Source organism: Rhizobium sp. ZW T2_16 (genome assembly GCF_044987325.1).
Classification (GTDB): Bacteria; Pseudomonadota; Alphaproteobacteria; order Rhizobiales; family Rhizobiaceae; genus Neorhizobium; species Neorhizobium cellulosilyticum.
Map to the genome: position 1 here is coordinate 19,593 of NZ_JBJDRG010000011.1, position 24,946 is coordinate 44,538.

Genomic DNA, 24,946 nt, shown 5'->3' on the forward strand with positions numbered 1-24,946 from the left:
TATCAACCGCCTTGGGGCCGAGAACGTTTTACTCTCGCAGTGGCTCTACCACCTCATCCGATTGCCCTTACCGCCTCTTTTGGTCTGGATGGCGCTCTTCGTAGCCAAAGTCCTCAACTGGCTATTCAGGCGAGCCAAGACATAGCTCTGCGATCGTTTGAGGAAAATTCGAAAAAACCGCATTCTGGCTGAAACTCTTTTCGTCATGCGCTCGTCTCTTGATGCGTCACCCATCAGGGGACGGCCTTGGAAGGCGCGCATTCGCGCCGGGGCGTTTAGAGGAAGAGGAAACCATCATGGTGAAGTTCGCACTTCGCGCGATTGCAGTCGCGACCATCGTATCCGCAACGGCCATCAGCGCCTATGCCGCCAATCCGAAAGTCGGCGGCGCGGCTATGTACGAAAACAAGAACGTCGTCGAAAACGCGATGAATTCCAAGGATCATACAACGCTCGTCGCCGCAGTGAAGGCCGCCGGCCTTGTCGAAACCCTTCAAGGTAAGGGTCCGTTCACGGTATTCGCGCCGACCAACGAAGCTTTCGCAGCCCTCCCAAAGGGCACTGTAGACACGCTTCTGAAGCCGGAAAACAAGGCCCAGCTTACCAAGGTTCTCACCTGCCACGTCGTTGCCGCAGACGCCATGTCCAAGACCATCGCGAAGATGATCAAGGACGACAAGGGTACCCATGACGTCAAGACGGTCGGCGGATGCATCCTGAAAGCCAAGGAAAGCATGGGCAAGATTACGCTTACGGACGAAATGGGCGGCGTGGCCCATGTGACGATCGCTGACGTCAAACAGTCCAACGGCGTCATTCATGTCATCGACAAGGTTCTTTTGCCCAAGATGTGAGCTGGCTCGATTGCGTCATGAGAAAGGCCGGCCCTTCAATGGACGCCGGCCTTTTCACTGTTCACAGGTGGTGGCCTGCTTAGCACTCTCCGGATTTACATTGCCTGCAGGATGGCGATATCGCGGACCTCGTTGTCGAGCCCGGTGACCGGGCCTATTTCGGTGGCCGCGCCGGTCTCGAGGTTGACGGTGTAGAGCGTCTTGTTTGCAGCATGGTAAGCCCGTGTTCTTACCGCCTTCCTCGCCGTGGATGTCAAAGGCCTAGGTGGCCGGCATTTCATTGGTGCCGAGCTTGCCGATCGCCTTCAGTGCACCGTCATTTGCTTTGGTCTGCTGGATTAGAGCGATGGTGGCGTCGATGTTTCCCGTCCAGGTATAGGTTTCAAAGGAGACAGTCTCCGCTATCGGTATTGGGAGAAGGTATTGACGCTGATGGGCTCTGCCAGACGATCTCGATACGGCACTTGCCGCCTGCGCCAAGGGTGATCGCAATGCGCTATGCTTGGTCTTCGATCGTAAGCCGGGGCGTCTGATTGCGGTCGCCGAGCGCATCGTCAAGCGCCGCGAGCTTGCCGAAGAGGTCCGACATTACCAACTCCAAGAAACGATCAGCTCCACGTGATCACGCTGGAACAGGCCGGCGGAAAGCCGACCGAGCGTCCGACCGGGCCGATCCTCGCCAAGGGCCTAGCGAAGTTGCCCCGTTAAGCGAGGAGCTGGCCACTATTTCTGCGGTAATCTGAAACTGAAAGTTTGCGTCCTCCGTACATCTAGTATGAGCCGCCAGTTCCGACTCAGGTCGGCTTGATCGGCCACAGGAAATCAACCCTGTAAAGCGGGAGGACGTTATCATGCTCGGCTTGTTGACATTAGACGAATTGACGGCTCAGGTCATCTCCATGGCAAGGGATTATACACCGAGAAACTCAATCGAGCTCGGTGTGATCCAAGGGTTCTGTGTGGATGTTGCAGGAGACCTATCGCCCGATCTCGTGCCTTTGCTGTCGAGCGTCAATGGTCTCGAACAACTCGTTTCCAGCCTGGAATCGATGCCGGACCTGATCAGACCGGCTGCTCCTGACAGAGCGTTGTGGAATTTCGTGCGGGGGGAAGCGTGAACCGCTTCGCGCTATTTAGATTATGCTATATATCGATAACCATCATTTAATTCGACGCTCACCGAACGCAATCCTTCCGCAACGCCGCAAGCGTGCCGCGGGGCTGATTTCATGACGGGTATTCGCATCCGCCTGGCGCAAATCATAGAAGCATGAAGTTAGGCCCGAGGGGTGCAGGTTCCTGAAACGCGCGGCCCTGCCGCATGATATCGGAAAGCTCGGTGTCGGTAACAGCGTACTCGACAAGCCCGGCAAGCTGGACGATCTGGAATCGATGCAGATGAAGTGCCATTCCGAATTCTTCCAGCATATCCTTTCGAAGATCCGTGCCTTTTCGAGCGCCGCTGTCATCGGTGGAGCAGATCACGAGCGACTGGACGGAAAGGGCTATCCTCGCGGGCTGCTGGCCGAAGAGATATCCATAGAGGTTAGGATCGTTTCAACGGCAGACGTATTCAACGCTCTGACAGCCGACCGGCCTTTTCGGTCAGCCTTGCCGATCGAAAAGGTAATCGCCATCCTATGGGAAGGCCAAGGCCAGTCACACGATCCGATCTGTATTGAGGCTCTCAAACGGGCCTTTGCCAAAACGGCTCTCAAACAGGCGGCATGATAAGCCGCTGTCCGCCTTCACAACCCGTCATTGACGGCATCGGCCGATAAGGTTGGTCGGAGCCGATCGGCGAGGCGCAGGCGAAGTCCTGGAGGCGGAGGTGCACGATCATGAGAACTTCGAGCGTCCGGCCATCATCATTCCTCCCGAGCAAATGCATCGGCTGGTTGACCGCGAAATCAGGAAACTCGTCCAGAGGCGGATGCCGTTTCGCGAGCATATCAGCTACAACGAGAACATCACGCCGTTCCTCGACGCATTGGAAGCCCTCAACCGGGAGATCCCTTTCAATGGACTGCGGTGGAGCCTCGAGCATGCCGAGACCATTACCCCGGAAAACATCGAACGGGTAAAGAAGCTGGGCGGAGGCATCGCGCTGGACCACAAAATGGCACTTCACGGCGACGTTTTTATAAAGAGCCGTGGACTGGATCAGGCCTTGCGGACGACGCGTCTACGCCAGCTTGTCGATAGCGTTATTCCGCTTGCAATGAGCACTGCATTTCGTGCCGCCACGTTCAATCCTTGGGTCGGTCTGAGCTGGATGGTCACCGGCAGGTCTGTGTCGGGATCCGAGGTGCTTGCTCCGGAAAACAGGCTCACCAGCGACGAAGCCCTGAAACTCTTCACCAAGGGGGCGCCTGGTTCATGAACACGGAATCGGAGATGGGCTTAATTGCTCCTGGCAACCTTGCAGATTTCGCCATCCTGGACCGGGACGACTTCTCGGTCCCCGACGATCAGATCAAGTCAGTGTCGTCGGTGCTCACCGTCATGGACGGCAGGGTGGTCTTCGGTGCACAGGACTACGCCGCCCTTTCGCCGATTTTGCCTGCGTGGTCGCCGGTCAAGTATTTCGGAACGTACTACGGAGAGAAATGAGCTCGCAGCTTCCTTTGAATTGCTGACATGGCGGCGCGACGGTTGGAAGGCATTCCCGCAAGGGCTGCACTCACATGACGGACGATGGCAACTTCGCCAGTTCCGGAACGAAGCGATGATCGGGCGGAAATGCGTGCAGCTCCCAGAAAAGCGTTCGTCCCGGCACGAAACCACACATCATCAACTCACGGAGATCGATTATATGAAACCCTCTATCAAGCCTTCAGGTGAAGACGCAGCCGCCACCTCGGCCCGACTGGAAATCGAAAAGGCGCTCGCGCAATATGACGCCGCCTTGAATGCTTCGGACACCACCGCCGTCGCTGAAATGTTCGTGGCCGACGCCGCGTTTATGGCGCCGAACAATCCTTCCGCTATCGGCCTAGATGCGATCCAAAGGGCCTATGACGGCATATTTCAGACGATCACCTTCGACATGGAACTGACTGTGGCGTAAGTTGTGCAGACCGCTCCAGAGTGGGCCTTCGTACGGACGAATTCGAAAGGGTTCGTCACCGTCAAGGCCATCGAACAACGCGTTCCAGACGCCAACCACGAGCTGTTCATTTTCCAAAAGGACGTTGGCAATCAGTGGAGAATAGCCCGCTATTCCTTTGCGACAACCAATCCGCTGCCGCATTGGATTCAAGCTGCGCTATCGACCTCTGGAGTCGCGGCAAGAATGCCACCTTGAACATGAGAGAGCGGCATCAAATAGCGCCGCTCTCGCCCGAAGGCTGCCTGTCCAGGTGTGGACGATCGAAACATTCAATAAGCATCTCCGTGAGCGTCTTCACTTTCTCCGACGGATAGGGACTGGGGCGCCCGCACGACGAATATTCCCGCCGGGGGCACAGGATATCGGTTCATGACGGCGACCAGCGCTCCTGAAGCGATGTGATCCGCGACGAGTGGTTCCGGGAGATAAGCGAGACCCACCCCCTCCACAGCGGCTGCAACCAGTGACAGTGCATTGTCTGCGATGAAGCGTCCGGTGGGGCGCACGGCAGTGATGTCGTCTCCGTCCACGAATTTCCAAACTTCTGCCTCCCGCATCACAACCCGATGGTTCGCGATCTCCTGAGGCGTCTGGGGCGCTCCTTCAGCATCGATGTAGCTCGGGCTTGCGACGAGCTTCCGAACATGGGGCCGACCGCTTTGCAACGAGATTCGAATCTGGAAGATGACCTACCCGGATTGCACAGTCGAAGCCTTCTCCCACGAGGTCCACGAAGCGATCCGTGTACGACGAAAGCACCTGAAGCTTTGGATGTCGTCGCGCTAGGCTGGCTATAACAGGAGCGAAATGCGTGGGTCCGAATGATAGCGGAGCGGCGATCCTCATTCGCCCCTGCAACTCGCCCGCCTGCGAAACCGCCTCCAGAGCCATGTCAACTTCGGCGCAGATGCGGGCGGCATTCGCCCTGAACGTCACTCCGGTTTCGGTAACGACCATGCCGCGCGTTTTTCTCGCGAGCAGTTGCGCGCCGAGATCGGCTTCCAACTGGGTAATCCGCCGGCTGATTATGGTTTTCGAGATGCCCAGACGGAGCGCGGCCGCGGAGACGCCGCCGGACTCTGCAACCTCCAGGAAAATCCTCAGATCTTCTATTTCCAAGGCTGAATCCTTTCTTGGTAGAAGGTACCGTGGGTTCGGGGGTCGGACCCCTCGGCCCACCTGAGCACAGCGAAGGGGACGGCCCTTCGTCCGAAGGCCGTCCGTGGGATGAATATGGCTCAGGCGATCGCGCCGCCATCCGCGGTGATCGTCGCGCCCGTGATGACGCTCGCGGCGGAGCTTGCCAGGAATACAACGGCGTTTGCGATCTCCTTTGGCTCGCCAAAGCGCCCGAGCGACGTCAGGCTTCGCTGGAAGTCTGCTGCCGCGCCGTCGGCCGGGTTGGCATCCGTGTCCGTCGCCCCAGGCTGCACCAGATTCACGGTGATGCCCGCTGGTCCAAGCTCACGCGAAAGGCCGCGCGTGAAGGACGTGAGCGCCGCCTTCGACATGGCATAAGGCGTTATACCGGGAAAGGGCACCCGCTCGCCGAGAGCGGAACCGATCGTGATGATACGGCCGCCGTCTCGCAAATGTGGGATGGCCGCCTTTGCAAACAGCACCGGTGCCCGAACGTTGACGTCCATGAGGGTTTGATATTCGTCCAGGTTCAGATCGGCGATGTTTCCTGAATGGCCGATCGCTGCGCTGTTGACGAGTATATCCAGCCCGCCTAGCGCGGCCACGGCGTCTTCGGTCGCCCGCGCGATCGCCTGCGGATCGGCGCTGTCGGCCTGGATGGCGACGGCTCTACGGCCGTGGCTTTCGACGGACCGGGCAACCGCCGCAGCCTTCTCGCTCGAACTTTGATAGGTGAACGCCACATCCGCACCATTCTCCGCAAGCGCTTCCACGATGGCCGCGCCGATGCCGCGCGAGCCGCCCGTGACCAAGGCGCGCTTTCCACTCAAATCGATCATAGGATTCGGTTCCTTTCTTCGTAGTCGTGAATTCGGGAGTGCCGCGGCTCTGCGGATGCGCGCGACAGGGTGTCCGGCCTATTTCGTGGCTCCAGCGCAGCGGTTGAAGTGGCGGTGAATGCGACAGCTTGTTGCACGGCGGGGAACGGCAACCGCTTTCCATCCCGCCGTTGCAAGTCGCGCAACATGGCGTTCCCGACAGGGAGCCCTTTCTCGGGACCGTGGACTACCTACATGTCTCCACAAGTTTCTTCTGAGAATGGAGTGAAGATGAAGGCTGCCGTCTACGACAATCCGGGACCACCGTCTGTGCTCAAATACGCCGACGTACCTGATCCGGTCTGCGGGCCGAACGAAGTCCTCATAAAGGTGGAAGTAATCTCTATCGAAGGCGGAGATCTGATCAATCGCAGATCGATGTCCCAGGTACCCCGGTGGGTGGTCGGATATGCAGCGGCTGGAACGGTCGTGAGCGTGGGCAAGGACGTAACCACCCGTACCGTTGGCGAAAAGGTCGCTGCCTTCAGTATGCAGGGATCGCACGCTGAACTCTGGGCCGTTGTTGCTTCGCGAACGTGGCTGATTCCTGCGGGCCTGGACATCGCAAAAGCCGCCGTGCTGCCCATCTCCTTTGGCTCCGCCTATCACAGCGTGGTCACCCGAGGAGGTGTCGGGGAGCGCGAAACCGTCCTCATCCACGCCGCGGCTGGAGGCGTGGGGCTGGCGGCGGTACAGCTCGCCAAGCGGGCAGGGGCAACCGTGATCGCGGTGGCGAGCGGGAGCGAAAGGCAGGCTCGTCTGATCGAACTCGGTGCCACCTTCGTCGTCGATCGCCTTCAGAATGACGTCGTAGGAGAAGCGCGCCGACTGACCAATGGGAAGGGCGTCGATCTGGTCATCGACCCGGTCGGCTCCACATTGCAAGCTTCGCTTTCGGCGCTCGCACCGGAAGGGCGTCTCGTCTTCCTTGGCAATGCTGGCGGCGGAAAGCTCGATGTCGATCTATGGCAGCCGATGCAGAACAATCTGACGCTGCACGGGGTATTTATGGGATCCATCTTTGAACGGCCTTCGGTGCGCGGCAGCGTCGACGATCTCCTTGCTGCCGCCGCAGCCGGAAAGATCGACGTCGTGATCGACCGATCTTTCGCGCTCGAAGACGCTGCGCACGCGCACGAGTACGCCGAAACGGCCAGGCCCCTCGGGCGCGTCGTGATGACCCCATGGACAGAAGGAAGAAGGGCCACCGTATGATAAAGCGGGTTACGTTCAGGAACAGAGATATCGAGGTCGTGGGTAATATCCACCTGCCGCCGGACTTCGAAGAGGTTGGCGCATATCCCGCGGTTGTCCTTGCGACGCCGGGCAGCAGCGTGAAGGAACAGATCGGCGCGATCTACGCCGAGCGACTCTCCGCAAAGGGCTTCATTGCGCTTACGTTCGACCCGTCATACCAGGGCGAGAGCGGCGGCGAACCACGTGATCTCGAAAGATCCGGCCGTTCGTGTCGAAGACATTCATTGCGCTGTCGATCATCTGGCGACGCTATCCTATGTCAATGATGCGCGGATCGGACTCCTTGGGATCTGCGCAGGTGGCGGCTACGCGATCAAGGCAGCACTGACCGAACGGCGCGTCAAGGCGGTGGGCACGGTCGTCGCCAATGACATCGGCGAAGCGATGCGCCGCCTGCTTCCCGACGCCGGTCAGACGCTCCTTGACGTCGCGGCGGAGCGCACTGCGCAGGCGCGCGGTGCCGCGGCACGGAGAGATCCATGGATTCCTGATAGCCTAGACGACGCCAAGGCCGCAGGAATAACCTATCCTGAATTGCTGGAGGCCGTCACGTTCTATCGGGAGTCGGCGTATCGGCATCCGAATTCGACGAACCACCTGCTGTTCGTCAGCTATGGCGCCTTGCTGGGTTTCGACGCGTTCAGCCTTGTGCCCGAGCTACTGACCCAGCCGCTGCAGGTGATCGTCGGCGGGCGCCGGGGGCCGACCGGACAATACGAGGCGGGGAGGCGTCTGTTCGACCTTTCGTCGAGGGCGAAGCACTTCTTCGAAGTCGAAGGCGCGGGACACTACGACATGTACTACAAGCCGGAATATGTCGGCCCGGCGGTCGCACGGCTGGCCGAGTTCTTTTCAGAACATCTAGCGCCGTAGGACCCGACGGGCTGCTAGGACGAGCCTGAGTCGTAGCACTCGATCAGCATCTCTGTCAGCACACGCACCTTCTTGGCAGGATGCTGTCCAGGAGGCCTGACCACGAAGATGCCGGCGGTGGGAGGCGGATACTTCGGCATCACTTCGACAAGGGCACCGGAGGCGATGTGTTGGTCCGTAAGACCGTTCGGAAGTCTGGCGATGCCTAGCCCTTCCAGCGCGGCAGCGAGCAATGCTACTCCATTGTCGGCCTTGAACCGTCCTTGCGGCCGGGTGTTGAGTACCTGGTCGCCATCTGTGACTTGCCAAGTCTCAGTTCCCTGCATGAGCGCCTCATGCTTGAGAAGTTCGCCCGGCGTCTCGGGCGAGCCATTCCGGGTGATGTAGTCGGGGCTGGCAACAAATTTCGCGTAGAGTGGTCCAACGCGCCTGGCAACGAGATTGGAATCCGGCAGGTATCCGATCCGGATCGCACAGTCGAAACCTTCCGTGATGAGATCGACGAAGCGGTCGGTGTAGCACGAGGTAACCTGGAGGCGCGGGTGTCGGCGCGCCATCTGAGACAGGACAGGAGCGAGGTGGGTCGGCCCGAACGACAGTGGGGCGGCGACCCTGATGCGCCCGCGAAGCTCGCCCGCCGGCAATATCGTCTCGCGGGCGGCATCGATCTCCGCCGAAACCCTCGCCGCATAATCTCGGAACGTCGCGCCTTCCTCAGTCAGTGCGATGCCGCGGGTCGTTCGCGCGACGAGCTGCACGCCCAACTCCGCCTCAAGACGAGCGATACGCCGGCTGACCATCGACTTGGAGACGCCTAGTCGCTCCGCGGCGGTTGTCACCCCTCCTGCGTCGGCGACTTCCACGAAGGTCCTAAGGTCGTTGATTTCCATCTTGCGTTCCCCTTTGTGCAACACAGCTCGCGTTTTCGAGGGCTACCGCATCAGGGCTGGCACTGACAAGGTTTTCGTGGATCGACGTCCAACGGACGCGTTCGCATCTGTCGACGAACAAACAAACAAGGATGTTTCATGACCTTTCGTAACGGCCTCGCCTCGCTTCTCCGCCCCGAAGATTCGGTTCTCGTCCTCATCGACCATCAGCCATATCAGCTCGCGAACGTGAACAGCCACGAACCGACGATGGTGGTCAACAACACGGTCGGCCTGGCCAAAGCGGCCAAGGCCTTCGACGTTCCGACTATCCTTACCACGGTGATCGCGGAACGCGGCGGCAAGCTGTTCCCGCAGATCGCCGACGTTTTTCCCGGCCAGGAAATCATCGACCGAACGCTCATCAACACCTGGCAGGATTCGAAGGTTGTAGACGTGGTCAAGGCGACGGGTCGCAAGCAACTGATTATCGCCGGCCTTTGGACCGAGGTGTGCGTCGCCATGCCGGCGATCCAGGCCGCGGGCGAAGGCTGGGACGTAACCGTCATCACGGACGCCTCGGGAGCAGTCTCCTCCGAGGCGCATCAGGTCGCAATCCAGCGCATGATCGCAGCCGGGGTCAACATGATGACCTGGCTGGCGCTCGCAGCCGAATGGCAGCGCGACTGGGCCCGTGCCGAACAGGCTGAGAAGATCACCGACGTCATCGTCCAGCATTCTGGCGGGAGCGGTATCGCATATCTATGGGAGCAGCAGTTGCTCAACACTGCCGCGCCCAAGGCTGGTGCTGGAGCGTAAGTACGCTTAAAAAGAGGAGCGGATGCGTCACGCGTTACCGCTTCTCGCTATGAATGGATGATCATCGGCCGAAGAAGAGGACGAAACACATGAGCTGAAACCCTGCGATCGAACCAGGATGCCCTGATGAGGTCGGCGTGGAGGCGATTGAGTCCTTGATCGTTCCGCGAGCTCGCGATCTTGGCGGTTTCGAAGTCCGACGGGCGCTGCCCGCGCCGAACCGACAGATGGTCGGCCCGTTCATATTCTTCGACCAGGCCGGTCCCGCCGAACTCCTGACGGGGCAGGGCGTCGACATCCGGCCCCACCCGCATATCGGTCTCGGCACCGTGACCTACCTCTACCAAGGAGACTTTCATCACCGTGACAGTACCGGCGCCGACCAGATCATCAGGCCGGGCGAGTTGAACTGGATGGTCGCGGGCAAAGGCGTATCGCACTCGGAGCGCACGAGTGCCGCGGCAAGGAGCGGCCCGAACAGCCTTTTCGGAATACAGGCATGGCTCGCCCTGCCTGACGGCCACGAGGACGTGGCGCCTTCCTTCGAGCACCACGGCCGGAGCGCGCTTCCGATGATCGAAGACGAAGGCGTCTCGGCGCGGCTGATCCTCGGAAACGCCTATGGCGAGCGCGCTCCCGCTAAGATGTTTTCGGAGACCTTCTACGCCGACGTCAAGCTGGATCCGCTCGCCCGTCTTCCGATCCCAGATGAACACGAAGACCGCGCTATCTACGTCGTTGAAGGTTCGATCTCGCTCGCCGGGCAGGAATTCGGCACGATGCAGATGATGGTGTTCCGTCCCGGGGACAGGATAACCGTCGCGGCCGGCGAACGCGGCGCCCGGATTATAATACTCGGAGGCGCAACGTTCTCCGGGCCAAGATACATCTGGTGGAACTTCGTCGCCTCGTCGATGGAACGTATTGAGGAAGCCAAGGCCGAATGGCGAGCCGGAAAGTGGGGAGAGGGCCGTTTCGACCTTCCTGCTGACGACCGCGATGAGTTCATCCCCTTGCCCGATTGATGCCTCATGTAAGCCTGGACGCGAGGGCTTGACCCGATATCATGTAACGAAGGGAGCTAATTCGTGGGAGAGGCTCATGCCAAAGAGAATAGACGAGGTGCATCAGGCGGACGAGGAGTTGTTCCGAGCTGTTGATGAAGCGATCGATCAAGCCGTTCGAGCCGCCGGCGCCAAGCTCCAGTCCCTCGGCGTTTCCGCTGCGCCACACGACTACTTCAGCGATGGAGCGCTTCGCCACCTCTTCATGGGCCTTTGCGGCGCCGATGCCCAAACATTCGAGAATGGCGATCCCGACGTCGCCTGGAAGATTCTCTATGCCGGGCGCAACGTCGCTCGGAGGTGGGAAAGGCAGCAAGGCAGGCCAGCGTCGATGCGGCAGAAGAATGAACGCGCAGAAGATATCGCGAAGAATCAAAGCGAACGACAACAGTTGGCTAGATCAGCGGAATCCTTTGCCTTGAGAACCGTCCTTCGTGCCTTGATGGAGAAAGCGCGTGCCACCGATCCGCAGATCGACGCTCGGCTACAAGCGCCGGTGGACGCCCGTGCGGCCGAACTCGCCGACGGCTCCGAAGCAGAGCTAGCTTTCATCGAAACCGCGCGAAACTACCTAGCGCTCTTCACCAAATCAACCGGCTGACGACCGTACCTACCGCCGAAGGAAAGAGGCATGACGAGAGACAATTCTGCTGGCAGTTCCGCCGATAGGGAAATCGCCGACGTCATTGAGCGTGCCGACAAAAGATTGGCCACAGCGATCTTCGCCGCTCTGCAGAATGCGAGAAATCAAGCCGCAGAAGACATGGCGGCTATCGGACAAGAGGACGCGACGCCGGCCCCGGAATACTTCGCTGCGGTCGTCCATCAGCGCATGTATTGCGTTATGTGCGGCGCTGATCCCGACACGTTCGCCGGAGGGGATCCTGAAATGGCCTACCACGTCATTCGCAACAGTCGGAACATTGCCAAACACTATTGTCGGCGGAGATCGACGTTGATCCTCCGGAATTTAAGGTCACGTAGTGCCTCTTGAACTAGGACTTTTCAGTCCGGACAATTCACATGCCACGGCGGGTGAGGTCATCACCCGCCTAGTCATCTACATATAGATTACTCGTCGTCGTCCCATGATAGGTGTTCAGGTCCGGTTCCCCTGGGTCGAGCATCCCATTCGGCACTAGCCTGGGACCAATGCTCACACTCTTGGCCGTCAGGCTGACCAGCTTGCTCCCATAAATCGTAGGCGCGACGGGCAATCCATTCGTCACGATTTTCGTCCATCTCAACCTCCCTGCAGGAAAAACGAGGTCATCCTCGCCAACCAAATTGTTGTCATCCTCAATCTGCTGATCCGATCAGAACCGCGAAGGCTATTATACCCCGGCGCGACACCTCCCAAAGGAACAGCGGGCGTAGAACGTTGGCGTCTTTGGGTGGGTTCCTGACGATAGAGAAAATCAGGTCGAGGGTACGATGCCGTACCGACGCGGCCACAGATTTTTCTCCGCGGCACGTGGCTCGCGTATGGGCCGATCGCTAGAGAAGTGCGACGCCGGGAGTCTTACGGCGAAACTGGCGGCCATCCCGGTAGCGATGTCGACGTCAAAGATATCGGCGCGAGCCTATGACCCGCGCCGAATGATTGTGTTTAAGCTGCAGTTGCCGATGCCGAGCCGAGCTTTACTGACGGCTCACGTCCCCAGACGCGAAGCTTGCCAAGCTCTTCGACAAAACTTGCCACAGTCGTGCCGCCGGAGAGCTCCAGAACACCCTCGTCAACGTCCTCCGCGATCCCGGCCTTTTCGAGCAATGGCAGGGCAACGTCGCTGTAGCCGATGAACTTGCAATGTTGGAACGCGTCTGCCACGAAATCCCGTGCTGTCGCCTCCTTTAGCAAATCTTCCAAACCTGGATCGGATGGAAGGAGTGCGACAGCATCAAAGAGCACCGAGGGGCCACCGTCGATCATATGGTGCGCCTCGATGAAGCTGCCGTCGGAAGCTGTCACGCCGCCGACCTTTGGTGCGATGAGCTCGACCAAGCCCTTTTCTTTCAAGACAGCGCTCGTCAGAGCCGTCAACAGTTTTGCATCGACACCGTCTGTAACGAGAATGCCCAGCTTGCGTCCTTCGAAACGCTTCGGCCCACGATCGACGATACTGAGCGCCGGAGACGGCTCAAGATCTTGTCGTGTTGCCACGGCCGCCGGTGCTGCCTTTGGCATGGCGGCCATTCCCAACCGATGAGCGACCTCGGAAGCGAGCGTCTCATCGATGTTGATCAGATGGGACACCATGCGCTCGCGGATCGCAACTGTCTCAACTTTGCTGAGTTCGAAGGTGAGCGCCATGATGATATGACGCTGTTCCGGCGGTGTTTGGCTGATGAAGAACTGTCGCGCCTGGCTGTAGTGATCCGCGAAACTTTCGGGACGAAGTTGCACCTTCGCGCCTGACTCCTCCGCTGGGAAGTGGCGATAGCCGCGCGATTTGCTTTCCCGCGGACCTGCTCCGAACGAGTTCGGTTCGTAATTCACCCGCCCGACTGGATTGCGCATTGCCATGTGACCGTCCTGCTGGAAATGCGCAAAGGGGCACTTGGGGGCGTTGATCGGCAGATGGGTGAAGTTTGGGCCGCCAAGCCGCTTCAGTTGCGTATCGAGATAGGAGAAGTTACGGCCCTGCAAGAGCGGGTCATTGCTGAAACCGATGCCCGGGGGAACGTTCTGCGTCATGAACGCGACCTGCTCTGTCTCGGCGAAGAAGTTGTCCGGCATGCGGTCCAACACCATTCGCCCGATCGGCTGTACAGGCAAGACCTCTTCCGGGATGATCTTGGTCGGGTCTAGGATGTCGAAATCGAAACTGTCGGCGAAGTCCTGATCGAAGAGCTGGACCCCGAGCTCCCATTCCGGAAAATTGCCTGATTGGACTGACTGCCAGAGATCGCGACGGTGGAAGTCAGGATCCGCGCCATTGATCTTAACCGCCTCGTTCCAGGCGACCGACTGAAGGCCGAGCTTCGGCTTCCAGTGAAACTTTACAAAGGTGGACTGGTCCTTGCCGTTGATGAAGCGGAACGTATGAACCCCAAATCCTTCCATGAAGCGCAGCGATCTTGGTATGGTCCGGTCGGACATGATCCACATGACCATGTTCATGCTTTCAGGTGTCAGACTGATGAAGTCCCAAAAATTGTCGTGCGCCGTTTGAGCCTGCGGGAAGGCGCGATCCGGCTCCTGCTTGGCCGCGTGGATGAGATCAGGAAACTTGATGGCGTCCTGGATGAAGAAGACCGGGATATTGTTGCCGACCAGATCCCAGTTGCCTTCTTTGGTGTACATCTTGACGGCAAAACCGCGGACGTCGCGCACGAGATCGGCCGATCCTTTGTTGCCGGCGACCGTGGAAAAGCGGACGAAAACTGGTGTCGTCTCACCAGCCCGCTGGAACACGTCTGCCCGGGTGTACTTAGCAAGAGACTGATACGTCTCGAAATAGCCGTGCGCACCATACCCGCGCGCATGCACGACGCGCTCTGGAATTCGCTCGTGATCGAAATGGAAGATTTTTTCTCTGAAATGGAAGTCCTCCATCAAAGCGGGTCCGCGAGGACCTACACGCAATGTGTTCTGATCGTCGGCGACCGGAGCGCCTTGCGATGTCGTTAGCACTTCGAAGCCATCTTCGGCCGTCTGATGAAGCTCGCCACCTTGGCCACGCGTGAGAGTTTGATCGTGGATGGTGACTCGATCCGTTGATGATTGTGTCTTCTTGGCCATTTGCCCGTCCTCAGGTTTAAGAAACAGAAAAAGGCCGCCTTGCGGGCGGCCTCTCGTCATTCCGGTCAATCAGGCAGCTTTCTTGCCCTTGTCGTTGGCGGAAGCTTTTGCCAGTGCCGTCAACTTCTTGTCGGTCGCCACTTCTTCCGACAAATTCTGTTCGAGTAGCGGCACTGCATCCTTCAGGCCGAGCTGTTCGGCCCATTCGATAAGGGTGCCGTAGCGCGCGATCTCATAATGTTCGACGGCCTGAGCAGACGAGATGAGACCGGCATCGAGCGCTGGCGATCCCTTGAACTCCTCGATGATCTCTTCGCCTTCGGCGATGATGCCCTGGATGGCTTCGCAGGTCTTGCCGCGTGCCGACTTGCCGAGAAGCTCGAACACCTGTTCAAGGCGCTCGATCTGTCCCTGAGTTTCTTCGCGATGCTGCAGGAAGCCTTCTTTCCCCTCCTCAGACTGCGAAGCACGCGCCATTTTCGGCAGCGCCTTCAGGATCTGCTTTTCTGCAAAGTAAATGTCTTTCAGCGTGTCCAGAAACAAGTCGTCGAGTGTCTTGGCGTTTGCCATGTTTTACTCCATCGATTTTGAAATGATGCGTGTGGCGCCGACTGCGGCGCCGCCGCTGACGGCGTGGAATGTCTCATACGAATGAACGGTTCCCGTACGCCACCGTACCATGAACGCCGACCTGCGGCGTCTCGCCAGCTACCTCCCAACGGCGCGAGCGCCGGAGGCGCAAGATCATCGTGTGATCCCGATCAGAAAGCCGACGAAGACCCCAATCCCGACTGCCTGCCAGGGATTCCTGCGGATTTGAAAGCGAACTTCGTCTGCCGCCCGGTACCGAAGAGTATCGACCTCTTCTCTCAGTGCCGACAGTGTCTCCTTCGGCTCAACATAAGGGTCGTTACGATGTTCAAGAACGGAATTCAGCGCCTGATCGACTCGTGGCGCATCCGAAGTGTGGAGCGGACCGGGAACTGGCGTAGAGGGACTACCAGCCGATACTGGAATGGCCGGCTCCTTCGTTTCTAGATCCTCAACTCGTACGGGTGAGCTGAGATTAGGGTCGTGTGTCATAGCGCTCTTCTCCTCCTCGCGACGCCGCGGCGTTAATCCACTGCCTTGGACTGAAGAGGCTAAGCACTGATGCCGACAATTGTTCCACATGCTGACGCGGCATTCTGCGGACGTACGGTATGGGCGCGTTTAGTGGTGAGGGGTCGACCAGTGCGGGACTGGACCAGCTTCTCGAGCGGATGGAGCGTGATGAGTTTGACCTCATAGCTGTTGGTCGAGCGCTCATTGCTGATCCTGCCTGGGTCAAGAAGGTAAGATCGGGTGATTGGGCAGAGATTAAGGGCTTCGACGCTGCCACACTTGCTGAACTGGTGTGAGCTGTAGTTGTATTTCTGCTGTGGCGGACTGACTAGATTTGGTCCACGTAAATGTCCCTAACGCCGCTGCGAAGGATAGCAGCTCCGCTAAGTGCGGCCAGCCACTTTGGACTGGCCGCACTTAGCTCTCGGTAAAACCAATCTGCGTCTACACTTTTACCCAACCGCGAGGATTTGGCGGCCAAAGCTTTTAGGTCGTAAGTGAATACGAGCGACTGGAGCAGGCCTTGCTCGCGGTATGCATCACTGATACCTGACGGCGTTTTACACAGCTGGTTTGAGTGGCAACGTCGCGCGAATCCCTGCTATGACTTGGTCGACGACCCGCTAAGCATGCTCTCGACAGCGTGTGGCACATCTGTCGCGACGCCGAGATCGGTCAGTGCACCCTGTATCCCAAAATAGTGGTCCAGCGCCTCACGGTACAGTCCTGCTTTGCTGCAGAACGCGGCGTAGAGACTCGGCGGAGCAATGCCAAGACAACGTGTGTTGAAGAAAAGCCCGTACATGATTCGTTAGTTGCCGCGGCGTGCAAAAACTGGGAGATCAACAAGGCGCATACCAATGAGGATGTCGGGATCATCGAGGCAATCGTGAGGGACGGGATGAAATCCGGCGAATTCCGAGCCGCGGATCCAAGGCGTGAAGCTAGAAACGTAACGACTGCGTTCACGCCATTCTATCACCCTGTGCTCGTTGAACAGTCGGTCCGCGATGGCAACGATACCGGAGCACGTCTTCACGACCAGATCACGTTCTTATTAGGGCGCTGGCCGGTTCCATAACTGGTGGGCATCATCAGTTGTAAACGAATGCTGGCTACCCGTGGAATGCCCTAGCAACCGTATGCGCTGGTGCCCAATTCGTATCCCCTCGGCGAAGGCTTCGGGTCGATGGTTGAGACTGGGAGAGTTGGTTGATGCGGGATAAACTATGGACCCACCTAACTTTTTGTTTTTGCGATTCCGGGAACTCAGAGCTGAGAAAGTCAGCTTCTTTTCTACTCAACCAATTTTCTTGCGGCTCGCGCTAACGAACTTGCAGCCTCCGATAGGACTTCAGGCGCAAAACCAGAGAAGCCGAGAACGAATGCTTCGATGCCGGTCGTCACGGTTTGCGTCTCAGACAATAACAACGCCTCGACCCCAGCCTCGGCGCGGATCTTGCGGCCAGCGCCACTCGCAAGGTTTGAAGCTAAGCGGACAATCATATGCAAGCCCTGCTCAGGCACAATGGGTGTGAGCACACCGGCAGCTTCCTCGATAAGGATCCTTGCAATCCGGTCGCGCGAGTGGCGGTATTGCTTTCGCATTCGGCGCAGATGGGCCGAGACGGTGCCATTGGACATTAGATCTGCGAGGGCGTCCTGCATAAACGCGGGCGGAAACCGGTCTATGGCGGCGCGGGCAGCCAGGACTCGGCCGAGAACGTCCGGCGGCACCACGACGTAGCCAATCCGTAATGCAGGAAACAAGGTTTTTGCAAAGGTTCCGAGATAGATTACCCTCGTGGATGAAAGGCCGGCAAGCGCCGTAAGCGGTCTCCCGGTATACCGGAATTCGCTATCGTAGTCGTCTTCCAACACCCACGCGCTTGCATTTTCGGCCCAGTCGAGAAGTTCTACGCGACGGCTCATAGACATCCTGACCCCAGACGGGAACTGATGCGAAGGCGTAACATACGCTGCCTTCGCATCAGGTGCGCGTTGGCGGCCAGCACGAATATCTAGCCCTTCTTCATCTACATTAATGGGAACGGGAACGGCACCAGAAGCCAAGAGTGTGGTACGAGCAGCCGCATACCCGGGTTCTTCCATCCAGACACGGTCTCCGGGCTCAACCAGTGCATCCATGCATAGACGTAAACCGTGCTGAGTGCCGCTGACTATAACAATGCAATCAGGATCGCAGCGCAAGCCTCGGTCGATCGCGAGGGCGGCGGCAATCTGTCGGCGTAAATGCAGGCTGCCACGCGGATCCCCATAGCCGAGATCGAAGGGATCAGCGTCAGAAATACGCCGACGACTAGCTGCGGCCAGACGGTTAAGGAGCGCCGGTTCCACACGTGGCTGACCAAGCGCAAACGGTTTCTTAGGACCGGGAGGGGAGCGGGGCTCAATCACGGGCGTTACGTTAATGTTTGCCTGCAGAGGCGGGACGGTGGCGACAAAGGTGCCGGAACCGTGGCGGGCTTCGGCAAGTCCGTCGCTCACCAATAGCTCATATGCAGCTACGATGGTATTGCGGCCGATACCGATCTGACGCGACAGAGCCCGGCTGGACGGCAGAGCCGTACCGGAGGGTAGGAGGCCGTCGAGTATTGCTATGCGTAGCGCGCTATGCACCCGCTGCGCTTGATTACGGATTAACGGATCGAGACGAAGCTGTTCCATCGGGCCGGTCGCAATGACCGGTCCGAAAGTTTCGAGCTTTGAGGTGGTTGGCATGTTTTGTCTCAAACTGGACCTAGATGAAACCACTCTACCTGTGTGAGGTGGTCACAACAATCATTGTGAGGAACCGGTTCATGCCCCAGCAGCCTTCAGTAAACTACCCCGTTGATCCCATAAACAAGGTCAAACGTCGCCATGATCGCGGCTTTTACGATCAAGCCACGGTGCATCAACTGCTGGATTCCGCCGCGCTTGCTCATGTCTCCTACGTGATCGATGGGCAGCCCTTCTGCACTCCAACTCTCTTCTGGCGCGAGGAAACGCGTCTCTATTGGCATGGCAGCAGTGCGAGCAGGATGTTACGCAATCTTTCAAAAGGGGAGCCTGCATGCCTAACCGTCACACATTTCGACAGTATCGTCTTGGCGCGCTCGGGCTTCAACCATTCCGCCGATTACCGCGCGGTGATGGCTTTCGGAAAGGCTCGCCTGGTGACAGATGCGCTCGAAAAGGATCGCGCACTGACGATGATGGTGGACCGGTTCTTCCCAGAGAGGACTGCTGGCCTCCGAGCGACGACTAGACAAGAGACGAAGGCGACGGCGGTGATCGTAATGGAAATCGAAAAGGCTTCAGCCAAGATCCGTGCGAAAGGCGTTATTGATGACGAGGAGGATTATGCCCTGCCTGTCTATGCCGAACGCCTGCCAATCCGCACGGTGATTGGTGGCCCCGAGCCCTGTCCCCGCACTAGGCCTGGTGTTGAGCGCCCGACGACGCTTGGGTCATATCGTGAGGGGCGGCTTCTTGAAGAGGCTTTGCTAGAAGCCCACGGGCTCACCTACGGCTAAAGCCCCGCAAGGCCCCATCAGCTTGAGATGGACGTCGGTGACGTGGCACGCTCACTTGCAATGATGACGCCAGCGCAGGCGCAGGGACCGATCCTAAGCGTAGGAAGGGCGGCAAGACTTGCTGCTCGATGTTCGGCCGAGGCTCATCGGAACGAGGACATGGGTTACCGCAACATTGCGCAGCGTCTCATCGATGCGCAATAATTTGATCCTGATCGACTAAATCAAAGAAAACTTGTTGCCCGTCGCCATGATTTTCATGTGGTTATCAATAACTTGGAGTATGCTGAAACGTCAAGTTGGCCGGATTGGTTTATGGCAGAATGCAGCTTTGTATTCCTCGTGCCGATTACTATGCACCACCGTGATGATCTGATGGAAGCTGAGGGAACGTGACGCTACTGGAAGCGAGCCCCATCCTGCGGTGCCTGACGTAGATCACGAAGAATAGCATGCACCCGGCGCGATACTCCAGATAGATATAATAGCGATGCGCCAGCTGCGATCAGACCGTACTTCTTATGGTGTTGAACACCGGGGCAAGCAGATGGGAGCTGCTCGACCCATCGCTGTTGCCGTCGACCGAAATCAGCAAATGGATGAGCCCCGATCTTCCCTACATAAAAAGCAGGCCAACGATGTCGGCCTGCCTTGGGATTCGCTGCCACCTGATTCGTCACGCGTTCAGATAACGTTCCGCCAGCCTTGCCCACATGGCCGCGCCGATCGTTAGGCTTTCATCGTTGAAATCGTATTTCGACGAATGCAGGATCGGCGAGCCTTTGCCGTTGCCCAGACGCAGGAAACTGCCGGGGCGGTGGTGGAGGAAATAGGCAAAATCTTCGCTGCCTGGAAGCGGCGGGCAGATGGACACGTTGTCGCTGCCGACCAGTTCCTGCGCTACTTCATTGGCAAAGGCGGTTTCCGCTTCGGAGTTGATGACGACCGGATAACCGTATTCATATTCGATGTCTGCCGTCGCGCCATGGCCTTCGGCCACGCTTCCAGTCAGCTTGCGAATGCGCTCCTCAATAAGCTCCGCCACGGCTGGGTCGAAATAGCGGACGCTCATCGAGATCTTTGCAGTGTTCGGGATGACGTTGGACGCTTCGCCCGCATGAATGGTGCTGACGGTCAGAACGGCTGTCTCGGTCGGATCGACATTCCGTGATACGACTGACTGCAGCGTCATGACGAGATTGCATGCGATCAGAACCGGGTCTATCGTCAGATGCGGACGCGATGCATGGCCACCCTTGCCGTTTATGGTGATCCTGACCGTGTTGCCGCCCGCCATGATCGCACCGGGCCGTGTCAACAGCGCCCCCGCCGGCATGCCCGGATGGTTGTGCAGGCCGAAGATGGCATCGATCGGAAAGCGCGCGAACAGCCCGTCGGCGATCATTTTCTGCGCACCGCTTTCCTTGCCTGCCTCTTCTGCCGGCTGGAAGATGAGTGTGACCGTGCCGTTGAAACGCCTGGTGCGGGCCAAATATTCGGCAGCACCCAGAAGCATGGTCGTGTGGCCGTCATGGCCGCAGGCATGCATTTTGCCGGAAATCGTGCTTGCATATGAAGCGCCGGTTTCTTCCAGAATAGGAAGCGCATCCATGTCGGCGCGGATGCCGATGCTTTTCGTGCCGGTGCCGTTTTTCAGGGTGGCGACAACACCGTGGCCACCGACGTTACGACTCACTTCGTAACCCCAGCCTTCCAACTTGTCGGCCACGTAGCGTGCCGTCTGTGCCTCCTCGAAGGAGAGTTCAGGGTGAGCGTGCAGATGATGGCGGGTTGCCTTCAGTTCGGCTTCCATCGCGTCGAAATCGGCAACGCGGGCATATAGATTGTCTTTGGGCAGATTGTCTTGGGTGGGCATCGCTTATCCAGACTTTTCGAAATCAAACAAAAGACCCCGGCGTTTCGGCCGGGGCTAGGCGGGGAGGAGCTTCTAAAGGAAACGCGACAGGAAGGCCTGCGTGCGTGGATGCTGCGGGTTGCCGATCACCTCTTCCGGCTTGCCCTGCTCGACGATGACGCCACCATCCATGAAGACCACGCGGTCGGCAGCCTCCCTGGCGAAGCCGATCTCGTGGGTAACGACGATCATGGTCAGGCCCTGTCTCGCCAAGTCTTTCATCGTCGCCAGCACTTCGCCGACGAGTTCCGGATCGAGTGCGGAGGTCGGCTCGTCGAACAGCATCAGTTTCGGCTTGATCGCCAAGGCACGGGCAATCGCCACACGCTGCTGCTGGCCACCGGAAAGCTGGCGCGGATAGTTATCCGCCTTTTCCAACAGGCCGACGCGCTGCAGCAGGCCTTTCGCCGTCTCGATGGCTTCCTTGCGGTTATGGCCATGAACGCCGACCGGAGCCTCGATGATGTTCTGCAGCACCGTCATGTGCGGGTAGAGGTTGAACTGCTGGAACACCATGCCGATCTTGCGGCGCTGCTTGGCGATACCATTGGCGGAAAGCTTTTCCAGTCGGTCATTCTTGACCCGGTAGCCGATCTGCTCGCCATCCACCTCGATAAAGCCCTTCTGGATGGCTTCGAGGTGGTTGATGCAGCGCAGAAAAGTCGACTTGCCCGAGCCGGACGGCCCAAGGATCACCACGACTTCTCCGGACATGACATCGAGATCGATCCCTTTCAGGACTTCCAGATGCTCGTAGGCCTTGTGAACGTTGCGGGCCTGAACGAGAGGCTTTGTATTAATGCCATCTGATTGAACAAATGCGGTCAATGGCTTGCCTCCTCGGTCGTTGCGACCGGTTTTGGGGCGCCGGCATTACGACGGTCGCTACGGCCGTAGTAAGCTTCGATATAGTTCTGACCGATATTGAGGATCGAGGTGATCAGCAGGTACCAGAGAACAGCCACCAGCAGCATCGGGATGATCTCGAAGGTGCGGTTGTAAATCGACTGTACGGAGTAGAGCAGGTCGGCCATAGCGATAACGCTGACGAGCGAGGTCGCCTTGATCATGCTGATCAGCTGGTTGCCGGTCGGCGGTACGATGGAGCGCATCGCCTGCGGAATAATGATCCGCCACAGGGCACGCGCCTTTGTCATGCCGAAGGCTTCCGCGGTTTCAGCTTGTCCACGATCGACCGAGATGAGGCCGCCACGGATGATTTCCGCCATATAGGCCGCTTCGTTGAGAGCAAGGCCGACAATCGCCGCCGTCATCGGGGTGATCACCGAATTGGTGTCCCAGCTGGCAAGCGTCGGACCGAAGGGAATGGCAATCGACAGGTTCGGAAACAGCGTCGACATGTTGTACCAGAAGATTAGCTGGACCAGCAGCGGCGTGCCGCGAAAGAACCAGATGAACAGAGAGGCAAAACCGCTCGCCAGCCGGTCGCTCGACATGCGCATGATGGCTATGACGAGACCGACGATAACGCCGAGTATCATGCCGACGACAGTCAAGCCGAGGCTGACATAAAGCCCCTGGATGACAGTCGGGTCGAAGAAATACTGGGCGACGACCGGCCAGCCGAAATTCTCGTTATTGGCGACAATCCAGCCGAAGTCGACGACGACGATGGCGATCACGAGCCAGAGAAGCAGGCGCCAGGTGCGGAACGGCGTGTGGGCGGTTGCCACATCGCGAAAGTCAGCAGCGCCCGAAGGCGCTGCATTGGTTGTGATATTGGTGCTCATTTCGGAAGCTGTCCGCCGAGGTTGATGCCGGGTTCCTTGATCATGTTGTTCTCAAGGCCCCACTTCTTCATGATCTTGGCATAGGTGCCGTCCGCCATCATCACCTTGAAGGCGTCGACGAAGATCGGGCCGAGCGGCGAACCCTTCGGCACGACGGCGCCCTGGAAGATATCGCTGAAGCCGTTGCTCTGGCCGACGCCGGTGAGTTCCAGCTGGCCGTTGGCCTGGGAGACGAAATAGGTGAGCGGTGCCTGAGACGAGAAGAACGCATCGGCACGCTTCGAGCGGACCGCGAGGATCGAGGCGGGCTGGTCGGTATAGGACTGCACTTCGACGGCGGCCTTGCCGTCGGCCACGCATTTGTCGGACTGGACCTTGATCACGCGTTCGGCCGAACCGCCGGCCATGACGGAGACGCGCTGGCCGCAGGAGGTATCGAGCGATGTGATGCCCTTCGGGTTGCCCTTCAGCGTGGCGAAGACGACGAATTCCTGAACCCAGTCGACGAAATCGTTGGCGGCTTCGCGATCCTTGTAGTCACCCACCGGGCCGAAGGCGAACTGGTAACGGCCCGAATTGACGCCGGCAAGCAGAGCCGGCAGACCACCGACGGTTGCGTGTTCGATCTTGACCCCGAGAAGCTGGCTGAGCGCGTCGGTCAGGTCGGCGCTGGCACCCGTCATGACCGTGCCGGTGACGATTTCATAGGGAGGGAACGAACCGTTGTTGACGGAAATCATCTTGCCGGCGGACTTGATATCTTCCGGCAGGCGATCATGCAGTTCCTTGTTCACTTCCAGCTTGATGGAAGCATCCTGCGCCTTCGCAACGCCGGCAAAGGCAATGCCGGCGAGCGCCAGAGCGATGAGTTTCTTATGCGACATGTTCATTCCCCTTTTTAGGTGACGTTTTTATCTGATGAAGTGACGTCTGTTGCAGTGTTACGGTTTCAGGTTATCGATAAACCGATACGGCTTCCGTCGGTGTCGTATGCAAAAAGCTCTTCAGGCGTCATGTGGCGTTTCATGATGCCCTGGGCATGCAGTTCGCCGGCGAAGTCATCAATCATCTTACGGTTGACGGCAAAGCCACTGGCGTCCCAGCCCTTTGGCAGATCGCGCGAGGTTTTCAGCACCTCGTCGAACATCCAAGGTGTGGTCTCGGCATATTTGCGGCGCTTCTCGGTCCACATTTTCTGCGACTCGTCGATCAGGCGACTGACTTCGGCGATCGCCCACGGGTTCTCGGCAACGATCCCGGCCTTGATGCCGATCAGGTGCATGCCCGGGACGTAACCGACATCATCGAAATAGCGCTGTTCCTCGTCGCGGAAATCCGACAGGACCTGGCGGAAGGGCGAGCCCGGCTCGAAATAGCCGTTCGGCATGAACGGGGTGAAGATCGCATCGAGACCACCGTCACGCAGAAGGTCCACCATCGGCTTCTCTCCGGGACATGCTTCGATAAGGCCAGGCTGGCCAAAGCCATCGAGGCGGTCGGTGATCGGATGCGCCTCGGTCAGGCGGCCAGCATACCACATGGCGTCCGTGACCTCGACACCTTCACGGCGAATGGCGGCGCGTGTCCAGGTATTGCCGCTGTCGCGCCAGCCGGTCACGCCGATGCGCTTGCCCTTGAGCTGGCCTAGTGTTGTGATATCGCTATCGGCCATGGTCATGATGCAGCGATGGCGGAAACCGCGCATGATGAAATTGGGTATGCCGACGACACTGTCATCGCCGTCATGGCGCAGCTGCGAGTAGCGGCTGAACGACATTTCGGCCGCATCGTGGTCGGGATCCTTGCCCACATGCGAGACCAGCGTACCGATGCGGTCGACCTCAAGGTCGAGCTTATCGGAGGAGACGTCACCGAGAACCAGCGGCGTCATGTAGTCCCAGTCACGCAGTGCAATTCTAAGGCGCAGTGTCATTCGAGCTACTCATGTCAGAAAATGCTGATGTACTGAGATTAAAATGTTCATTTTGAAATGATCAAATGTTATTACGTTATTGAACATTAAATCTGG

The 24,946-nt window shown here is 58.5% G+C and carries 24 protein-coding genes and 5 pseudogenes; 16 read left to right on the top strand and 13 right to left on the bottom strand.

The window, feature by feature from the left end; genetic code table 11:
- Positions 1 to 296 precede the first annotated feature (296 nt).
- Entirely contained in the window at positions 297 to 854 is a 558-nt protein-coding gene (locus ACI3K0_RS21635) for a fasciclin domain-containing protein (RefSeq protein ID WP_148142941.1), read from the top strand.
- A 95-nt stretch (positions 855 to 949) separates the two neighbouring features.
- Here the strand turns inward: ACI3K0_RS21635 and ACI3K0_RS21640 are convergent.
- Positions 950 to 1,217, bottom strand: a pseudogene (locus tag ACI3K0_RS21640) (DUF4394 domain-containing protein); the annotation flags it as partial.
- 76 nt (positions 1,218 to 1,293) lie between these two features.
- Between ACI3K0_RS21640 and ACI3K0_RS21645 the strand changes: the two are divergent.
- The 6 genes and pseudogenes from ACI3K0_RS21645 to ACI3K0_RS21670 all read left to right on the top strand — a co-directional run.
- Positions 1,294 to 1,437: pseudogene (locus tag ACI3K0_RS21645) on the top strand (RNA polymerase subunit sigma); the annotation flags it as partial.
- A pseudogene (locus ACI3K0_RS21650) lies at positions 1,434 to 1,562 on the top strand (anti-sigma factor); the annotation flags it as partial. The pseudogenes ACI3K0_RS21645 and ACI3K0_RS21650, both read left to right, overlap by 4 nt.
- 143 nt (positions 1,563 to 1,705) lie before the next feature.
- Positions 1,706 to 1,972 (top strand): hypothetical protein, encoded by a 267-nt coding sequence (locus ACI3K0_RS21655; protein WP_183687024.1) that lies wholly within the window; start codon positions 1,706 to 1,708, stop codon positions 1,970 to 1,972.
- 208 nt (positions 1,973 to 2,180) lie between these two features.
- Positions 2,181 to 2,585, top strand: coding sequence for an HD-GYP domain-containing protein (locus ACI3K0_RS21660; RefSeq protein ID WP_404946269.1), 405 nt, complete (start codon positions 2,181 to 2,183; stop codon positions 2,583 to 2,585).
- A 154-nt stretch (positions 2,586 to 2,739) separates the two neighbouring features.
- Positions 2,740 to 3,467, top strand: a pseudogene (locus ACI3K0_RS21665) (amidohydrolase family protein).
- Positions 3,468 to 3,669: 202 nt separating this feature from the next.
- The gene (locus ACI3K0_RS21670) at positions 3,670 to 3,924 is read left to right on the top strand and encodes a YybH family protein (RefSeq protein WP_404946236.1); all 255 of its coding nucleotides are present in this window, start codon (positions 3,670 to 3,672) and stop codon (positions 3,922 to 3,924) included.
- Positions 3,925 to 4,177: 253 nt separating this feature from the next.
- Here the strand turns inward: ACI3K0_RS21670 and ACI3K0_RS21675 are convergent.
- Together ACI3K0_RS21675 and ACI3K0_RS21680 are read right to left on the bottom strand one after the other, a co-directional pair.
- Positions 4,178 to 5,085: pseudogene (locus ACI3K0_RS21675) on the bottom strand (LysR family transcriptional regulator).
- Between the two features lie 119 nt (positions 5,086 to 5,204).
- The gene (locus ACI3K0_RS21680) at positions 5,205 to 5,945 is read right to left on the bottom strand and encodes an SDR family NAD(P)-dependent oxidoreductase (RefSeq protein ID WP_404946237.1); all 741 of its coding nucleotides are present in this window, start codon (positions 5,943 to 5,945) and stop codon (positions 5,205 to 5,207) included.
- A gap of 270 nt (positions 5,946 to 6,215) precedes the next feature.
- Between ACI3K0_RS21680 and ACI3K0_RS21685 the strand changes: the two genes are divergently transcribed.
- A complete protein-coding gene (locus ACI3K0_RS21685; protein WP_404946238.1) occupies positions 6,216 to 7,199 on the top strand; it encodes a zinc-binding alcohol dehydrogenase family protein in 984 nt (327 codons plus the stop codon).
- Between the two features lie 225 nt (positions 7,200 to 7,424).
- A complete protein-coding gene (locus tag ACI3K0_RS21690) occupies positions 7,425 to 8,114 on the top strand; it encodes an alpha/beta hydrolase (RefSeq protein WP_404946239.1) in 690 nt (229 codons plus the stop codon).
- Between the two features lie 14 nt (positions 8,115 to 8,128).
- Here ACI3K0_RS21690 and ACI3K0_RS21695 read toward each other — a convergent pair whose 3' ends face one another.
- Positions 8,129 to 9,004: a LysR family transcriptional regulator gene (locus ACI3K0_RS21695; RefSeq protein ID WP_404946240.1), complete on the bottom strand. Its 876-nt coding sequence runs from the start codon at positions 9,002 to 9,004 to the stop codon at positions 8,129 to 8,131.
- 138 nt (positions 9,005 to 9,142) lie between these two features.
- On the opposite strand from ACI3K0_RS21695, the gene ACI3K0_RS21700 reads away from it, so the two are divergent.
- The 4 genes from ACI3K0_RS21700 (at position 9,143) to ACI3K0_RS21715 (ending at position 11,860) form a co-directional block, all read left to right on the top strand.
- Positions 9,143 to 9,802 (top strand): hydrolase, encoded by a 660-nt coding sequence (locus tag ACI3K0_RS21700; protein WP_404946241.1) that lies wholly within the window; start codon positions 9,143 to 9,145, stop codon positions 9,800 to 9,802.
- Between the two features lie 146 nt (positions 9,803 to 9,948).
- The gene (locus tag ACI3K0_RS21705; protein ID WP_404946270.1) at positions 9,949 to 10,827 is read left to right on the top strand and encodes a pirin family protein; all 879 of its coding nucleotides are present in this window, start codon (positions 9,949 to 9,951) and stop codon (positions 10,825 to 10,827) included.
- Between the two features lie 97 nt (positions 10,828 to 10,924).
- Complete coding sequence (locus tag ACI3K0_RS21710) at positions 10,925 to 11,467, top strand: hypothetical protein (protein ID WP_404946242.1); 543 nt, start codon at positions 10,925 to 10,927, stop codon at positions 11,465 to 11,467.
- A gap of 30 nt (positions 11,468 to 11,497) precedes the next feature.
- The gene (locus tag ACI3K0_RS21715) at positions 11,498 to 11,860 is read left to right on the top strand and encodes a hypothetical protein (protein WP_404946243.1); all 363 of its coding nucleotides are present in this window, start codon (positions 11,498 to 11,500) and stop codon (positions 11,858 to 11,860) included.
- Positions 11,861 to 11,937: 77 nt separating this feature from the next.
- Here the strand turns inward: ACI3K0_RS21715 and ACI3K0_RS21720 are convergent, their stop codons facing one another.
- The 3 genes from ACI3K0_RS21720 to ACI3K0_RS21730 all read right to left on the bottom strand — a co-directional run bounded on the left by ACI3K0_RS21720 (position 11,938) and on the right by ACI3K0_RS21730 (position 15,178).
- Positions 11,938 to 12,108 carry a DUF2934 domain-containing protein gene (locus ACI3K0_RS21720; protein ID WP_148142945.1) on the bottom strand — a complete coding sequence of 57 codons (171 nt, stop codon included), beginning with the start codon at positions 12,106 to 12,108 and terminating at the stop codon, positions 11,938 to 11,940.
- Between the two features lie 367 nt (positions 12,109 to 12,475).
- Complete coding sequence (gene catE, locus ACI3K0_RS21725; RefSeq protein WP_404946244.1) at positions 12,476 to 14,608, bottom strand: catalase C; 2,133 nt, start codon at positions 14,606 to 14,608, stop codon at positions 12,476 to 12,478.
- Positions 14,609 to 14,677: 69 nt separating this feature from the next.
- Positions 14,678 to 15,178: a ferritin-like domain-containing protein gene (locus ACI3K0_RS21730; RefSeq protein ID WP_148142947.1), complete on the bottom strand. Its 501-nt coding sequence runs from the start codon at positions 15,176 to 15,178 to the stop codon at positions 14,678 to 14,680.
- Between the two features lie 632 nt (positions 15,179 to 15,810).
- Here ACI3K0_RS21730 and ACI3K0_RS21735 point away from each other — a divergent pair.
- Together ACI3K0_RS21735 and ACI3K0_RS21740 are read left to right on the top strand one after the other, a co-directional pair.
- Entirely contained in the window at positions 15,811 to 16,008 is a 198-nt protein-coding gene (locus ACI3K0_RS21735; protein WP_404946245.1) for a hypothetical protein, read from the top strand.
- A gap of 404 nt (positions 16,009 to 16,412) precedes the next feature.
- Entirely contained in the window at positions 16,413 to 16,793 is a 381-nt protein-coding gene (locus tag ACI3K0_RS21740; RefSeq protein WP_404946271.1) for a hypothetical protein, read from the top strand.
- 215 nt (positions 16,794 to 17,008) lie between these two features.
- On the opposite strand, the gene ACI3K0_RS21745 is transcribed toward ACI3K0_RS21740, so the two are convergent.
- Positions 17,009 to 18,454, bottom strand: a complete 1,446-nt coding sequence (locus ACI3K0_RS21745) for a PLP-dependent aminotransferase family protein (RefSeq protein WP_286195013.1) — start codon at positions 18,452 to 18,454, stop codon at positions 17,009 to 17,011.
- Between the two features lie 80 nt (positions 18,455 to 18,534).
- On the opposite strand from ACI3K0_RS21745, the gene ACI3K0_RS21750 reads away from it, so the two are divergent.
- Entirely contained in the window at positions 18,535 to 19,251 is a 717-nt protein-coding gene (locus tag ACI3K0_RS21750) for a pyridoxamine 5'-phosphate oxidase family protein (RefSeq protein WP_206828209.1), read from the top strand.
- 676 nt (positions 19,252 to 19,927) lie between these two features.
- On the opposite strand, the gene ACI3K0_RS21755 is transcribed toward ACI3K0_RS21750, so the two are convergent.
- The 5 genes from ACI3K0_RS21755 to ACI3K0_RS21775 form a co-directional block, all read right to left on the bottom strand.
- Positions 19,928 to 21,127, bottom strand: coding sequence for a M20 aminoacylase family protein (locus ACI3K0_RS21755; protein ID WP_206828211.1), 1,200 nt, complete (start codon positions 21,125 to 21,127; stop codon positions 19,928 to 19,930).
- 72 nt (positions 21,128 to 21,199) lie between these two features.
- Entirely contained in the window at positions 21,200 to 21,994 is a 795-nt protein-coding gene (locus ACI3K0_RS21760) for an amino acid ABC transporter ATP-binding protein (protein ID WP_404946246.1), read from the bottom strand.
- Positions 21,991 to 22,917 carry an amino acid ABC transporter permease gene (locus ACI3K0_RS21765; RefSeq protein WP_404946247.1) on the bottom strand — a complete coding sequence of 309 codons (927 nt, stop codon included), beginning with the start codon at positions 22,915 to 22,917 and terminating at the stop codon, positions 21,991 to 21,993. The genes ACI3K0_RS21760 and ACI3K0_RS21765 overlap by 4 nt, the downstream gene beginning before the upstream one ends.
- Complete coding sequence (locus tag ACI3K0_RS21770; RefSeq protein ID WP_183687039.1) at positions 22,914 to 23,801, bottom strand: ABC transporter substrate-binding protein; 888 nt, start codon at positions 23,799 to 23,801, stop codon at positions 22,914 to 22,916. The genes ACI3K0_RS21765 and ACI3K0_RS21770 overlap by 4 nt, the downstream gene beginning before the upstream one ends.
- 65 nt (positions 23,802 to 23,866) lie before the next feature.
- A complete protein-coding gene (locus tag ACI3K0_RS21775) occupies positions 23,867 to 24,850 on the bottom strand; it encodes a nitrate ABC transporter substrate-binding protein (protein ID WP_148142953.1) in 984 nt (327 codons plus the stop codon).
- Positions 24,851 to 24,946 lie beyond the last annotated feature (96 nt).